The following is a 14738-nucleotide window of genomic DNA, read 5'->3' as shown; positions in this document are numbered from 1 at the left end:
GTCCGGAAATTGGAAAGATTTTAGATGCACGCCTATCGTACCCACAACTGCGCAGCCCTGACCAAGGCGAATGTCGGTGACACCGTCCGCCTTTCCGGCTGGATCCACCGCAAGCGCGACCATGGCGGTGTGCTGTTCGTCGACCTGCGCGATCATTACGGACTGACCCAGATCGTTGCTGACGAAGATTCGCCCGCTCTGCCGATTCTCGACGGTCTGCGCGTTGAAAGCGTCGTGACGATCGACGGTGAAGTGAAAGCGCGGGGCGAGGGCACAATCAATTCTAACCTGCCCACAGGTGAGATCGAAGTCTTTGCGCGCGGCGTAACGGTCCAGTCCAAGGCAGACGAACTGCCGCTTCCGGTTGCCGGCGAGCAGGAATATCCCGAAGATATCCGCCTCAAATACCGTTTCGTCGATTTGCGCCGCGAGACGATGCACAACAACATCATGCTGCGCAGTCAGGTGATCTCCTCGATCCGCCGCCGCATGACCGATCAGGGTTTCAACGAAATCCAGACACCGATCCTGGCAGCTTCCAGCCCCGAGGGTGCCCGCGACTATCTGGTCCCGAGCCGCCTGCACCCGGGAAGCTTCTACGCGCTGCCCCAGGCTCCGCAAATGTTCAAACAGCTGCTGATGGTTGCTGGTTTCGACCGGTATTTCCAGATTGCGCCCTGCTTCCGCGATGAAGATCTGCGCTCCGACCGCAGCCCGGAATTCTACCAACTCGACCTCGAGATGAGCTTCGTTACGCAGGAAGACGTATTCCAGGCGCTGGAACCGGTATTGGCCGGCGTGTTCGAAGAATTCGCGAACGGCAAGAGCGTGACGCCATCGGGTGAGTTCCCGCGCATCCCTTACCGCGAGGCCATGCTGAAATACGGCAGCGACAAGCCCGATTTGCGCAACCCGCTTATCATCAGTGATGTCACCAGCCACTTCGAGAAATCAGGCTTCGGCCTGTTTGAGAAAATCGTTGGCGGCGGCGGTGTGGTGCGCGTGATCCCTGCTCCTAAAACCAACGAGAAGAGCCGCAAGTTCTTCGACGATATGAATAATTGGGCCCGCGGAGAAGGTTTCGCAGGGCTCGGCTATGTGACCCGCAAGGGCGGCGAATTCGGCGGGCCGATTGCAAAAAATCACGGGCCTGATCTGATGGCCAAGCTTTATGACGAATTGGGCCTGGGTGATGATGACGGTCTGTTCTTCGCGGCTGGCAAGGAAAAAGAGGCCGCCAAACTTGCCGGTGCTGCACGCACCCGGGTGGCAGAAGAGCTCGGTCTGATCGAAGAAGGCTGCTTCAAGTTCTGCTGGATCGTCGATTTCCCGATGTTCGAATACGACGAAGAGCGGAAAAAGGTCGATTTCAGCCACAACCCATTCTCCATGCCGCAGGGCGAGATGGACGCTCTGGAAAACCAGGACCCGCTCGACATCCTTGCGTGGCAATATGACATTGTCTGCAACGGCTACGAACTGTCTTCCGGTGCGATCCGGAATCACAAGCCGGAAATCATGTACAAGGCATTCGAAGTTGCCGGCTACAGCAAGGAAACGGTCGATGCCGAATTTTCGGGCATGATCGAAGCGTTCAAACTTGGCGCACCACCGCATGGTGGCTCTGCCCCGGGGATTGACCGCATCGTCATGCTGCTCGCCGATGAGCCGAATATTCGCGAAGTGATCGCATTCCCGCTCAATCAGAAGGCACAGGACCTGATGATGGGCGCGCCGAACAAAGTTTCGAACCAGCAATTGCGCGATGTGCACATTCGCGTCGTAGAACCGCCAAAGCCTGCCCCGCAGGGCTGATGGTGTAGGAGTTGGATAAGTAGCGCAGAAAATCTTGCATTTCGAAAAGCTCCGCACCATTTGCACGGCTAAGACTTGCCACAACGCCTGTCGTTCATTAGGGCGACAGGAAAGTTTCTAACCCCCAATTTCGAGAGGGAAAATATGTCCGATACCGCTGATCGCGTTTCCAAGATTGTTGTCGAGCACCTCGGTGTTGAAGCCGACAAGGTCACTCAGGAAGCAAGCTTCATTGACGACCTGGGCGCAGACAGCCTCGACATCGTCGAGCTGGTAATGGCGTTCGAAGAAGAATTCGGTGTTGAAATCCCTGACGACGCGGCTGAGAAAATCACCACCGTCGGCGATGCTACCAAGTACATCGAAGAGCATAAGGGCTAATTGCCTATCCCGCTGCGCTCGCTTGAGGGTTTGTCCGCAAGGGCAGCCGGCGGGAAATTGACAGGCTCGACCCTTTACTGGGCCGGGCCTGTTGTTTTTGGAGAATAGAATGCGCCGTGTCGTTGTAACCGGACTTGGTCTTGTCACCCCGCTGGGCGGTGATGTCGAAACATCCTGGGCAAACCTGATCGCCAGCAAAAGCGGCGCAGGTCAGATCACGAAGTTCGACACCTCTGATCATAAATGCACCATTGCGTGCGAGGTGAAGCCAAAGGATCACGAATTCGGGTTCGACCCGGACAAACGCGTTGACCACAAGGTCCAGCGTCAAGTCGATCCGTTCATCGTCTTCGGCATCGATGCCGCAGGTCAGGCACTGGAAGATGCCGGGCTTGATCAGATGGATGATGATCTCAAGCTTCGCGCCGGCTGTTCGATCGGTTCGGGCATTGGCGGCTTGCCAGGGATCGAAAGCGAGTCGATCGTCCTGAAGGAACGCGGACCGAGCAGGGTCAGCCCGCACTTTGTACATGGTCGTCTGATCAACCTGATTTCAGGTCAGGTTTCGATCAAATACGGGCTGATGGGGCCGAACCACGCTGTGGTAACCGCGTGTTCAACGGGGGCGCATTCGATCGGCGATGCTGCCCGTATGATCAAGGACGGCGATGCCGACGTGATGCTGGCTGGCGGCGCTGAAAGCACCGTGAATCCGCTTGGCGTCGCAGGTTTCGCGCAGGCGCGCGCCCTGAACATGAGCATGAACGACCGCCCGACAGAAGCAAGCCGACCTTATGACAAGGGCCGCGACGGTTTTGTCATGGGTGAGGGAGCCGGTGTTGTTGTCCTCGAAGAATACGAGCACGCCAAGGCACGCGGCGCCAAGATCTATGCCGAGGTCGTCGGATATGGCCTTTCGGGTGATGCCTATCACGTCACCGCACCGCATCCCGAAGGCAAGGGTGCAGAACTTGCGATGAATATGGCTCTGCGCAAAGCGGGCATGACTTCCGGCGACATCGACTACGTCAATGCGCACGGTACGTCCACCATGGCGGATACGATCGAACTCGCCGCGGTCAAGCGCGTGCTGGGCGATGATCTGGGCGGCGCATCGATGAGCAGCACGAAATCTGCCATCGGGCACCTCCTCGGCGGGGCCGGGGCGGTAGAGGCGATTTTCTGTATCCTTGCGATGCGCGATCAAATCGTCCCTCCCACGCTGAACCTCGATGACCCTGATGAAGGGACCGAAGGCGTCGATCTTGTCCCTCACAAGGCGAAAAAGCGCGAAGTCAAAGCGGTCCTCAACAACAGCTTCGGCTTTGGCGGGACCAATGCCAGCCTTGTGCTGAAGAAGGTCGACTAAAATGATCCGCCGTGCCGGCTGCTTCCTTGCGATTGCTGGCCTGATCATCGCCGCAATATTGGGCATCGTTTTCGCGGGCGGCTGGTACGGTTCGGCTAAAGTCGAAGAAGATACGCCCTTCGTGATCCCGTCCGGTTCATCGCTCACATCGGTTGCGCGCAAGCTGGAAGACGAAGGCTATATCGGCTCCGCAGACGCTTTCCTGCTGCGGGCAAAGATTTTTGGCGGCAGCGACCCGATCCAGGCCGGTGAATTCGAGCTGGTGCCCGGGATCAGTCCCGCGCAGATGCTGGAAGCATTCCAGTCTGGCGATGTGATCCGGAGGTTCATTACCATACCCGAAGGGCTTCCTTCGATTATGGTCCACGAGCGACTGATGGCAGAACCGCTGCTGACCGGAGAAATTCCGGTTCCGGCAGAAGGCTCTGTGCTGCCTGACACCTATGATTTCGAGCGCGGTGAAGACCGGACCAAGGTACTCGCCCGGATGCAGGTTGCCATGCGCAATTACATTGCAGAGGCCTGGCCGAAGCGGAAATCGGATATCGCAGTCGATACGCCTGAAGAGGCGGTGATTCTCGCTTCCATCGTTGAGAAAGAAACAGGCGTCGCGTCGGAGCGGCGAATGGTCGCCGGCTTGTATTCGAACCGCGTCAAGACCGGCATGTTGCTGCAAGCCGATCCGACGATCATTTATCCGATTACCAAGGGTAAGCCGCTTGGCCGGCGTATCAGGCAATCTGAGATTGCAGCAGTAAATGGCTACAATACCTACACAATGACAGGCCTGCCTGATGGTCCGATTACCAATCCGGGCCGCGAATCCATCGCAGCAGTGCTCGATCCGGCGACAACGAAAGCGCTCTATATGGTCGCTGACGGCAAGGGCGGTCACGAATTCAACGAGACACTGGCGGAGCATCAGGCAGCGGTGGATCGCTGGTTTGCGCTGCGCCGCGAGCGCGGCGAGATGTGAGCGGCGCGATTTCCGACGCTCCATTCATCATCACTGCCGAACTGCCGGATGGCTTGGGAAAATGGGCGACCGATCTGCGTACCCGGCATTTCCCTCCGGAGCGGAACTACCTTTCTGCCCACGTCACACTCTTTCACGCTCTGCCCCCATCGGCGGAAGGTGAAATAAAGCGGGCACTGGCCAGTATTTCAGCCGAAAATGCACCGGTCGAGGCTCGTCTCGACGGGATCATGCCGCTGGGCAAAGGGACCGCTCTGAAGCTCTCCAGCAGCGGTATATTGCACATTTGGGAGGAGTTGGCGGTTCGGTTCCGCGGGCTCCTGATACCGCAGGATCAGCACATGCCGCGCCTGCATGTCACCATCCAGAATAAAGTCGATCCGAGCGAGGCGAAAGCACTTCAGCAGCAACTCGAACCGCAGGTCGAGCCGCGCGATTTCCGTTTCTCCGGCCTGTCTTTGCACATATATCGCGGGGGGCCGTGGGACTTTGTGAGAACTTACCCGTTTCGCGGTTGACCCGGAGGCAGCACGGCCCTAAATGCGCCGCCTGCGCAGGTGGAACACCCGCGCATTACCCTTCTCGGGGCGGAGTAGCTCAGGTGGTTAGAGCAGCGGAATCATAATCCGCGTGTCGGGGGTTCGAGTCCCTCCTCCGCTACCATTCTCGAATCCGCATGGGTTCGCATTCTTCCGTATAAATCCGAAAAAAACAATGAAATCAAAACCATGTCGCTGATTCGCGTCCGCTTGCGTTCGCTTGCATGCGCTTGAAGCCGGATTTGGAGTGGGGGTATTTTGGGGGTACTTTCGGGGGGTACCGAAAAGGAGCGATACCCCCAATGGCTTTGAGTGAGATTCAGATCAAGAATGCGAAGGCGGCAGAACGACCCTACAAGCTTGCCGACGGTGAAGGGCTATTCCTCCTCGTAAAAGCGAACGGTTCGAAGCTCTGGCGCATGAAATACCGCTATCGCGGAAAGGAGAAGCTGCTTTCCTTTGGTGCTTATCCTGACGTCGGAATAGCGGCTGCGCGTGAGTTGAAGACGCTTGCAAGGGCTGCCTTGGCCGAAGGCAAGGATCCGATGGTCCACAAGCCTGGTCGAGATTTCGAGCCAGAGAAAACCTTCAAGGCTGTTGCTGAGATGTGGCACAAGAATCGAAAGAGCAGCCTTGATCCAGCTCATGCGAAGCGTGTCTGGTCTCGGATGGAACGGGACGTGTTTCCGGTATTGGGCGAAAGGATGATGCACGAGATCACCCCCCTGAAGTTTTAGGCGTGATCCGCAATATTGAAGAACGGGGGGCTCTGGATATCAGTCGGCGTGCGAAGCAGAGCATTGGCCAAGTTTTCCAGTTCGCCATCGCGAGTGGGCTTTGCGATGCGGACCCCACGGCTCATCTTCGCGGCGCTCTGAAGCCGCGACCTCGCGTAAAGCATATGGCCAAACTGCCGCTCGCTCTGTTGCCAGAGCTCATAAACAAGCTGGATCAATACAATGAAGAAGGGGAGCGACGCTCCGAGATTACTCGCGCAGCGCTCACCTTCGCGCTTCTGACATGGGTCAGAACGAAGGAACTTCGTTTTGCCAAGAAGCACGAGTTCGAGGATCTAGAAGGAAACTCTCCGCTTTGGCGCATCGGGCCTGATCGAATGAAGATGCACCGTGAGCATATCGTACCATTGTCAATGCAAGCCGCTTCGCTCGCCAAGGACATGATCGCATGTTCTCAAAGTGACTATGTCTTTCCCGGCCAGAAGCGTGGAGTGCCGCTATCCGAAAACACCATGATCTATGGTTTGTATCGTCTGGGCTATCACGGTCGGCAGACTGTTCATGGCTTCAGAGGTCTTGCGAGCACATGGGCCAATGAACAGCTTGTCGAAGTCGGCCAACCGCCAATGTGGATCCGAAAGTACCATGAAGACTGGGTCGAGCTTCAACTGGCTCATAGCGAGGAGAACGAAGTTCGCGGGGCCTATAATGCCGCAGAGTATCTGGCGCCCCGTCGCGCGATGCTTCAAGATTGGGCGAACTTCCTCGATGCGATGCGCGGAAAAACAGGCAATGTTGCGATCTTGAGAGCTGCGTGATTTAGCGTGCTATGCCGGGACTTGGCCCAGCCACTCAACTCGAAGGCGGTCAAAGCCCACAACGACACCCTCGGCGGTGACCTCGAAACCGAAGTCATCGTTCGATGGTTCGTAGCCTTCCAGAACCCAGTGGTCGCCTGCATCTGTCACGATAGCTGCCCCACGCGGGAGATGCTCGAGCCGTCCGCTGATCCTTTTCCGATTCGTGTTCATAGTGCTCCGTATGCCATCCATCTTTGGATAACGCTCCTCACATATCCCGGCGTTTCCCGATTTCTTGGAATTCCACCAGCACGGGATACCGCGCCGGGTCCCGCATTGTAGGCCGCCAATGCGAGATGGATCGCACCAAACCGGTCGAGCATCTGCCTTAGATATCGCGCGCCACCGTCGATATTCTGAGCTGGGTCGTGCCGATTGGTTACGCCGAGTTCTCGTGCGGTTGCAGGCATAAGTTGCGCAAGTCCGGCAGCACCAGCCGGACTGATCGCCATTGGATTAAACCGAGATTCTTGCCAGACCAATGCTTGGAGCAAGCGAGGCGGCAATCGATACCTTGCTTCAGCTTGGCGGATGAGGGGTTCGTAGAGCGTCTCCTTGAAACTTCGGTTGGCGGCCGATGGGTACCCTCCTTCGGTCCCAATGACCGCCAGAGAAGGATCGTACATAACTTCATTGTCTACCGGCTTTTCGACCCTGCTCAGTCGATGATCAAAGACCCGGAACTCCTGCGCCTGAGCGATGGCGGGGATCGCAATTGCGAGCCCGCAACACACGCCAGTTACCCATTTTCGTCTCATTGCGTTCTCTCTTGTCTTGCCTGGACAGGTGGCAGAACATAAATGGAACATAAGGGTGTAGGAAAGCGCCATACGCGTCCGGTAAGAGGAAAGGGGGCAGTCTGCAGGGGCAATTGTGCGGCGATGGAGCCAGTATGTCCGTTTCGAACTCAACCCTATCCCGCCCCTCGCTAGAGGACACCGCTCGCAAGCTCTGCGAGAGCCGCGGCGGCAAGTGGTCAGGCACCAAGGGCATGGCCCGTTGTCCCGCGCATGGTGACCGCAACCCTTCGCTCGGCGTTACGCTTGGCCGGAGGGCTATCCTACTGCATTGTTTCGCCGGATGCGATCAGGCGAGCGTGCTCGCTGCCCTCGCTCGAGAAGGGATCGAGACCTCTGCGCTATTCTCAGGCTCCTCCGACGAGTTTCCGATCCAGCCGCGCTATTCCAGCCAGCCATCGGCTGCAGCACTCCGCATCTGGCGCGATGCTCGACCGTTGCACCGAAGTCCTGCCAAGGCCTACCTCGAAGGGCGCGGCATCCTCGCCACGTCCCATGCGCTGAAATTTCATCCGCGCACGCCGCTTGGACCGAAGGGTCGCGCACGCTTCCTGCCAGCGATGATCGCTGCGGTCAGCCTCGACGAGGGGCCGATTGCCGTTCACCGGACTTTCCTGTCGCAATGCGGCAATACGCAGGCATTGTTTGCGAAGCCGAAACGCGCACTGGGGTCTCTCGGCGAGGCGGCGGTACGTCTGTTCGAACCTGCCGAGGGAAGGCTCGGTCTCGCCGAAGGCATTGAAAGCGCGATGTCGGCCTATGCGCTCACTGGTATCCCGACGTGGGCAACGCTGGGCAATGGACGCTTCGGGCTGGTTGCCATTCCGGAGAGCGTGAGCGACCTTCATCTCTTCGTGGATCACGATTCTGGCGGCGACCTTGCAGCCGAGCGCGGGCGAGGTGCCTATCTCCGTGAAGGGCGGCAAATCCAAGTTCGACGGCCTAAGTTGCGCGGTACCGACTGGAACGACGAGCTCCAGTCATGGCTGCGCCGAAAGGCGTGTCGCTAAGAGGAGAGAGAGCTTCTCGAATTCCTGACCCGGCAGAGGGCGCATGTCCCGATGCCTCAACCAGGAGGACGACAAGCCATGTTTCAGTCAGACTTTTTTCCAGACCGCGAGACATCGAGCACAATTCCGCTCGCTTTCGCAATCGGTGAACGAATTTCCCGGCGACTTGCGGATGGATGCCATCTCACCCGACCTGACATTTCCGAGTTTTTCGCCGCTCAAACCGACGTGCAGGACTGGGGCAGTGCGTGGACCATCGACGACTACAACAACGCGGTCGAGATTGGCGCCTTGCTCTGGCTCCGCGAGTTCTCACGCATCGACCTCGATACAGGTTTCCACGAGGCTGCAGCACGGTTCGATTGGCTCGATGCAGCCTTACCGCCTCGCCACGTGCGCAGCGACTGCCAAGTCGAGCTACAGCAGTTTTCGACGCCGCCGATCCTTGGATGGCTGATGGCCAAAGCCGCTTGCCTCGCCCCGCGCGATCGCGTTCTCGAACCGTCAGCCGGGAATGGCGCTCTTGCGCTTTGGGGCGACGTTCGAGGGTGCTCGCTGACGCTGAACGAGATCGATCGCGCGCGCGGCGATGCGCTGGCGCATATCTTCCCAGATGCCCGGCTATCCGCACATGATGGCGAGTTGGTTGCAGAACTGACCGATGGCCATAGTTCCAGCCTCAACCCCAGCGTCATCCTGATGAATCCTCCCTTTGCTCGAAGCCGCGAGCGGGGCGTCGATGGCCGCACGGCAATGCGCCACTTGCGCAGCGCGCTTCGGATTTGCGCGGTAGGAGGTCGCCTCGTGGCCATTCTCCCGGACAGCTTTGACGCCGCGACCTTTGTCGAAGACCAGGAACAGGCGTCGCTGCTGCTCGACGTCCGGCTGTCGGGCGCATTCTCGCGAAGCGGAACCGGGATCGCGGTCAGAATGGTCGTCATCGACAAGGAGCCTCTTCAGGACGCTTCCACGATCACGGGGGAGTTCGCCGACCTCACCGAACTGAATTCCTGCCTAGCGCATTTGCCTGATCGTGCGCCTTTGCAGGCCAACGTTCATCGCCTTCCGGTACGCTCGGTTGCGACCTCGGTAAGCGGCGCTGCTTCGCGCAAGCCGGTTGCTCCTTTCCTGACTGCAGCCGCCCAGAAAAGCGCGGCAGTCGCGCTCAACTATGAAGCCCTGGCAGAGCCTGCACCCGTTCCCGAGCAGGCGGGCATCTACCTGCCTTACCGACCGAGCCGCGTCATCATGGACGATGCACCTGTTCACCCGACGCCGCTCGTAGAATCGGTCGCGATGGGCTCGGTCGCGGCACCGGTAGCGAAAGCGCGCCCTTTGCTTCCCGTGAACTGGCAGGAGGGCAAACTGCTCTCGGCCGCACAGTGCGAAACACTGATCTACGCTTGCGAGGCATTCACCCGCGACCTTCCCGGGCAATTCCGTCCAAGCCAAAAAGGAACGACGGTCGAACTCGCGGAGGACGGTCACTCCTACCGGCAAGGCTTTTTCCTCGGTGATGGTACGGGCGCAGGCAAGGGTCGCCAAATCGCGGGCGTCATGATGGATCGCTGGCTCTCGGGCCAACGCCGTCACATCTGGATCACCAAGAACGAGGCACTGCTCGAAGACGCGCGCCGCGACTGGGAGGCGCTTGGCGGGCTCCCGCTCGACATCCAGCCGCTCTCCCGATGGAATCTCGGAAGTCCTGTGACAATGGCGGAGGGTATCCTGTTTGTAACCTATCCAACGCTTCGCTCGGGACGCGCCGAGGACACAAGGCTCGATCAGATCCTCGACTGGGCCGCCGAGCAATTCGAGGGCGTGATTGCCTTCGACGAAGCGCATTCCATGGCTAATGCGCTCGGCTCTTCCTCGACCCGCCGCAATGTCAAAGGATCGGAGCAAGGGATGGCAGGTCTCAGGCTGCAGAACCATCTGCCGCGAGCACGTGTTCTGTACGCTTCCGCTACCGGCGCGTCTGACATTGCCAACCTCGGCTACACAGCCCGCCTTGGACTGTGGGGGCCAGAAACCGCGTTCCCAACGCATCAGGCATTCATGACCGAGATCCGCGCCGGCGGCGTCGCGGCGATGGAACTCGTCGCCCGCGATCTCAAGGCACAGGGGCTCTACCTTGCCCGTGCGTTGTCCTTTGCCGGGGTCGAATACGAGATCCTCGAACATCAGCTCACGCAGGCGCAGGTGCGGATCTACGATGCCTACGCCGATGCCTGGGCGATCATCCACCGCAATCTCGACCAAGCACTCGAAGCCACAAGGGTGGTCGATGAGGACAGCGGCGATACGCTCAATCGCAACGCCAAGGCAGCGGCGCTCTCGATATTCGAAGGCACCAAGCAGCGCTTCTTTGGGCAGCTTCTGCTCTCGATGAAACTGCCGAGCCTGATCCCGGCAATGGAAGAGGCGCTCGGCGATGATCATTCGGTGGTGGTGCAGCTGGTCTCGACCGCTGAGGCCATGCTTGACCGACGCCTGGCCGATCTCTCGGACGAGGAGCGAGAAGCGCTCGATATCGATCTCTCTCCGCGCGAATATGTCATCGACTATCTCGCGAAGAGCTTCCCGGTGCGCCTGATGCAGGTCTTCACTGACGAGGAAGGCAATTTGCGATCCGAAGCGATGAGCGACGATCACGGCAATCCCGTTCTCTGCTCGCGTGCCATCGCTGCGCGCGACGCGCTGATCGAACAGCTTTGCGCCCTTCCGCCAATCGCCACTGCACTCGATGCCATCATCGAGCACTTCGGGACCGAGGCTGTGGCCGAGGTCACAGGCCGCACGCGCAGGTTGGTCTTGGGACGCGACGGTCAGCAGCGGCTTGAACGTCGAAGCGCAAGCGCCAACGTCGCTGAAGCACAGTGCTTCATGGACGGGACGAAGCGTATTCTGATTTTCTCGGACGCGGGGGGTACGGGCCGATCCTATCACGCCGATCTCGATGCGCAGAACCAGCAGCGCCGCGTCCATTTTCTCCTCGAACCGGGCTGGCGCGCGGACAATGCAATCCAGGGTCTTGGCCGGACAAACCGTACTAACCAGGCTTCTGCGCCGCTGTTCCGCCCGGTCACGACCGATGTGAAGGGCGAACGCCGCTTCATCTCGACAATCGCGCGAAGGCTCGACGCATTGGGCGCTCTCACACGCGGCCAGCGTCAGACCGGCGGTCAGAACCTGTTCGACCCTGCCGACAATCTCGAAAGCGACTATGCCAAGGACGCGCTCTCGCGCTGGTTCCACCTGCTTTACGACAGCAAGCTCGAGGCGGTCGGTTTCGGGGACTTCGTCGAGAGGACGGGACTCAAGCTCGAGAACCCCGACGGCGGCCTGAGCGATAACCTTCCCTCCATCCAACGCTGGCTCAACCGCATACTTGCGCTCCCGATCGCACTGCAGAACGGCATCTTCGAGGAATATCTCGGACTTGTTGAAGCGCGGATCGAGGCCGCACGCGAGGCTGGCACGCTCGATCTGGGGCTGGAAACGGTTCGCGTCGACAGCTTCGCGGTGCTGTCTGATGAAGTTCTCCGCACCGATCCTGTTTCGGGGGCCGAAACCCGCCTCGTTTCGCTCGAAGTGAAACGCCAATTGCGTCCGCTGCGCTTCAAACGTCTCGTGCGGATGCACGAAATCGGATCACTCCAGGCCATTCCCCTGCGCAATGCGCGCTCGGGCAAGGTGGCCCTGTCAGTTCCGGCGCGGCGCCTCATCGCCGATGATGGCGCGGCGATCGAACGCCGTCGCCTGTTGCGCCCGCTTCAATCGGTCAACTGGACGCTTGAGGCGCTTGGAGAAAGCTTGTGGGAAGAGGTCGGCGTGACCGAGTTCTCTCAGCTGTGGACACAAGAAGAGAGCGCCGCAGCGGCCTCGCCGGTCACTGAACGAGTGCATCTGGCCACGGGACTGCTGCTCCCGGTCTGGAAGCGGCTGCCTGGCGACCATGTCCCCGTCACCCGGCTTGCCGCCGAGGACGGCAGCTCGATCATCGGGCGCGAAGTCCTCGATATCGACCTCGCCAAGATCGCCGAGACGTTCGGCCTGAAGGGTGTGTCCGGTCCGGCTCCGGCTGAGCTCGGAAGACTGGTCCTGGCAAGCGGGACACCCCAGCCGCTTACCAGTCATGACGCACTGACCATCAAGCGCTCTCTGGTCGGCGGCGAGCAGCGCCTCGAACTCACCGGTTACGCGCCTGAGCGCCTCGACTGGTATAAGACCAAGGGCTGTTTCACCGAGATCATCCGCTACCGCACGCGCCTTTTCGTCCCCGTGTCGAAGGCATCCTCTGTTCTCCCAGCCATTGCGGCCTGAAGGGCAAATCCATGACCAAGCGTGAGAGAGGGGAGGGAGCCGGTGGCTTGTCGGGCCATGCACCGTCGCGTGGCTTTTCAATCCATCAGGAGACAATCCATGATCCAGTCTATTCCTTTGAAAAAGCTCGTCCCAAGCCCGCGGAATGTTCGCAAGTCGAGCGACGTACTTGCCGACCTGCAGCTGCGGGCGGACATTGCCGCCCGCGGACTCTTGCAGAACCTCGTCGTGCGAAAAGCAAAGCGCGGCAAGTTCGAAGTCGAGGCCGGTGGTCGCCGTCTGGCTCAGCTCCAGGCGCTGGCCGAGGAGGGCTCTCTTCCCAAGAATCACGAAGTCACTTGTCTCGTCATCGAAGGCGAGGAAAGCGAAGTACGCGAAGCAAGCCTCGCCGAGAACTTCCAGCGCCTCGCAATGAACCCGGCCGACGAGGCACAGGCTTTTGCTGCGATCATCGAGGCGGGAGCCAGTACCGAAGACGTTGCCCGCCGGTTCGGTCTCACGGCCCGCTTTGTCGAGGGTCGTCTGCGTCTGGCAGGCCTCGCACCTTGTGTCTTTGAAGCGCTCGCCGAAGGCGCAATCACGCTCGACATGGCCAAGGCCTATGGGGCAATCTCAGACATCGATCGTCAGGCGCACGTCTTTGCCGAACTGAAGGATGCCTGGTACCAGGTCACGCCAGACACAATCCGGCGCATGGTGCTTGATGCCACTGTTCGTGGCTCCGATCCGCGCGCGGTTCTGGTCGGGCGCGATGCCTACCTTGCTGCAGGCGGCCGGATCGAACGCGAACTGTTCGACGACGAAGCCAGCGAGAGCTGGATCGATGTCGCGCTTCTCGAAGACCTTGCCCAGAAAGCGATGGATGATGCTGCGAAGAAGGTCGCGGAAGAACACGGTCTTGCCTGGGTGCGACCCACGCTTGGCAACTATGTCAGCCACGATCTCATCGAGGGCCTCAATCGGCTCCCATGCGAACCGGCTCCGCTAACCGAAGACGAGGCTCGTGAGCTCAGCGACCTTGAAGCCGACTACGATCGGACGGCCGCCATCCTTGAGGATGAGGACAGCGACGAAAGCGAGATCGCCAAGGCGGAAGAGGAACTGGTCTCGATCGACCGCGCGATGCGCGATCTCAACGATCGTCCGCCGGTGCTTGCCGACGAGCTGAAGTCGGAGGCTGGAGCGTTCCTCGTGCTCTCTCGCAATGGCGAACCGGCATTGGTGCCGCAATTCTACACCGAAGTTGAAGTCGTCAACGCTGACGACGGAGCAGTCGAACCGGTGGATGCTGGCGCTGATACCAAGCGCAAGAGTGGAGCGCTTTCACAGCGACTGCTCGACGAGCTCGCGATGCAGCGCCGCGATATCCTGGCGATCCACTTGGCCAATGATCCTGCGCTTGCGCTCGACTTCATGGTCTTCACGCTCGCAGACGCCGATGGACATGACTGGCGCGCGAAGAAGGCATCGACGCTGGTCGGCTCGGTAGCATCGGGACCGGTGGTCGGCTTCGAGGCGAAGGACGCCCCAGCAAGCGCTGCGCTCGCCGAATTTGTCGCTTCGCTCGACGAAAGCTGGCGCGCCGGCGAGACCGATGTCGAACGGTTCGAACGCTTCCGCGCATTGAGCGATGAAGCACGTTCGGCCTGGCTCGGTCATGTCGTATCCCGCACGCTGGTCGCGAGCCTTGCGTGTGAAGGCGATCGCTCGGCGCCGCTGCATGAAATCCTCGGGTCGCTGCTCGAGATCGAGACCGCGCACTGGTGGCGGCCGACGGCGGCGAACTTATTCGATCGTGTGGCCAAGGCGCGTACACTCGAAGCGCTCGATGCAGCAGGCGGCCCCGAACTCGTCAGTCGCTATGCAGGTTCGAAGAAAGCAGAGTTGGCGAGCGCAGCCGAGCGCATCTTCTCCGGCAATTTCATCGG

Annotated in this window: 10 protein-coding genes, 1 tRNA gene and 2 pseudogenes; 11 read left to right on the top strand and 2 right to left on the bottom strand. The window is 59.8% G+C overall.

Annotated elements, in window-relative coordinates; translation table 11 throughout:
* Positions 1 to 24: 24 nt before the first annotated feature.
* From aspS to PO778_RS06100, 8 genes and pseudogenes are all read left to right on the top strand, one after another.
* Positions 25 to 1815 carry an aspartate--tRNA ligase gene (gene aspS, locus PO778_RS06135; protein WP_271438941.1) on the top strand — a complete coding sequence of 597 codons (1791 nt, stop codon included), beginning with the start codon at positions 25 to 27 and terminating at the stop codon, positions 1813 to 1815.
* 144 nt (positions 1816 to 1959) lie between these two features.
* Positions 1960 to 2196 (top strand): acyl carrier protein, encoded by a 237-nt coding sequence (locus PO778_RS06130; RefSeq protein ID WP_160601236.1) that lies wholly within the window; start codon positions 1960 to 1962, stop codon positions 2194 to 2196.
* Between the two features lie 109 nt (positions 2197 to 2305).
* Positions 2306 to 3565, top strand: coding sequence for a beta-ketoacyl-ACP synthase II (gene fabF, locus PO778_RS06125; protein ID WP_160730070.1), 1260 nt, complete (start codon positions 2306 to 2308; stop codon positions 3563 to 3565).
* A gap of 1 nt (position 3566) precedes the next feature.
* Complete coding sequence (gene mltG, locus PO778_RS06120; RefSeq protein ID WP_160730069.1) at positions 3567 to 4541, top strand: endolytic transglycosylase MltG; 975 nt, start codon at positions 3567 to 3569, stop codon at positions 4539 to 4541.
* Complete coding sequence (locus PO778_RS06115; RefSeq protein WP_271438940.1) at positions 4538 to 5059, top strand: 2'-5' RNA ligase family protein; 522 nt, start codon at positions 4538 to 4540, stop codon at positions 5057 to 5059. The genes mltG and PO778_RS06115 overlap by 4 nt, the downstream gene beginning before the upstream one ends.
* A 68-nt stretch (positions 5060 to 5127) precedes the next feature.
* Positions 5128 to 5204: transfer RNA gene (locus PO778_RS06110), tRNA-Met, on the top strand.
* 100 nt (positions 5205 to 5304) lie between these two features.
* Positions 5305 to 5894 (top strand): annotated as a pseudogene (locus tag PO778_RS06105) (tyrosine-type recombinase/integrase); the annotation flags it as partial.
* A gap of 87 nt (positions 5895 to 5981) precedes the next feature.
* Positions 5982 to 6635 (top strand): tyrosine-type recombinase/integrase, encoded by a 654-nt coding sequence (locus PO778_RS06100; protein WP_438944388.1) that lies wholly within the window; start codon positions 5982 to 5984, stop codon positions 6633 to 6635.
* A 9-nt stretch (positions 6636 to 6644) separates the two neighbouring features.
* Here the strand turns inward: PO778_RS06100 and PO778_RS06095 are convergent, their stop codons facing one another.
* Both PO778_RS06095 and PO778_RS06090 read right to left on the bottom strand, forming a co-directional pair.
* Positions 6645 to 6848 carry a DUF5818 domain-containing protein gene (locus tag PO778_RS06095; RefSeq protein ID WP_007163740.1) on the bottom strand — a complete coding sequence of 68 codons (204 nt, stop codon included), beginning with the start codon at positions 6846 to 6848 and terminating at the stop codon, positions 6645 to 6647.
* Complete coding sequence (locus PO778_RS06090) at positions 6845 to 7507, bottom strand: transglycosylase SLT domain-containing protein (RefSeq protein WP_370515051.1); 663 nt, start codon at positions 7505 to 7507, stop codon at positions 6845 to 6847. The genes PO778_RS06095 and PO778_RS06090 overlap by 4 nt, the downstream gene beginning before the upstream one ends.
* Positions 7508 to 7668: 161 nt before the next feature.
* Here PO778_RS06090 and PO778_RS06085 point away from each other — a divergent pair, with 161 nt between their 5' ends.
* The 3 genes and pseudogenes from PO778_RS06085 to PO778_RS13705 form a co-directional block, all read left to right on the top strand.
* Complete coding sequence (locus tag PO778_RS06085) at positions 7669 to 8484, top strand: DUF7146 domain-containing protein (protein WP_500048858.1); 816 nt, start codon at positions 7669 to 7671, stop codon at positions 8482 to 8484.
* 78 nt (positions 8485 to 8562) lie between these two features.
* Positions 8563 to 12810 (top strand): strawberry notch family protein, encoded by a 4248-nt coding sequence (locus PO778_RS06080; RefSeq protein ID WP_221572372.1) that lies wholly within the window; start codon positions 8563 to 8565, stop codon positions 12808 to 12810.
* A gap of 57 nt (positions 12811 to 12867) precedes the next feature.
* Positions 12868 to 13410 (top strand): annotated as a pseudogene (locus PO778_RS13705) (ParB/RepB/Spo0J family partition protein); the annotation flags it as partial.
* Between the last annotated feature and the right edge of the window lie 1328 nt (positions 13411 to 14738).

Origin of the sequence: Pontixanthobacter luteolus (assembly GCF_947494915.1) — a bacterium.
Lineage (GTDB): Bacteria > Pseudomonadota > Alphaproteobacteria > Sphingomonadales > Sphingomonadaceae > Pontixanthobacter > Pontixanthobacter luteolus.
Note: the sequence above shows the minus strand (reverse complement) of the source record. Positions and strands in the feature narration are given on the sequence as shown.

Bases quoted from the DNA above. Each gene is read 5' to 3' on its own strand.
- aspS (WP_271438941.1), top strand. From the start codon at position 25: ATGCACGCCTATCGTACCCACAACTGCGCAGCCCTGACCAAGGCGAAT.
- PO778_RS06130 (WP_160601236.1), top strand. From the start codon at position 1,960: ATGTCCGATACCGCTGATCGCGTTTCCAAGATTGTTGTCGAGCACCTC.
- fabF (WP_160730070.1), top strand. From the start codon at position 2,306: ATGCGCCGTGTCGTTGTAACCGGACTTGGTCTTGTCACCCCGCTGGGC.
- mltG (WP_160730069.1), top strand. From the start codon at position 3,567: ATGATCCGCCGTGCCGGCTGCTTCCTTGCGATTGCTGGCCTGATCATC.
- PO778_RS06100 (WP_438944388.1), top strand. From the start codon at position 5,982: ATGGCCAAACTGCCGCTCGCTCTGTTGCCAGAGCTCATAAACAAGCTG.
- PO778_RS06095 (WP_007163740.1), bottom strand. From the start codon at position 6,848: ATGAACACGAATCGGAAAAGGATCAGCGGACGGCTCGAGCATCTCCCG.
- PO778_RS06090 (WP_370515051.1), bottom strand. From the start codon at position 7,507: ATGGCGCTTTCCTACACCCTTATGTTCCATTTATGTTCTGCCACCTGT.
- PO778_RS06085 (WP_500048858.1), top strand. From the start codon at position 7,669: ATGGCCCGTTGTCCCGCGCATGGTGACCGCAACCCTTCGCTCGGCGTT.
- PO778_RS06080 (WP_221572372.1), top strand. From the start codon at position 8,563: ATGTTTCAGTCAGACTTTTTTCCAGACCGCGAGACATCGAGCACAATT.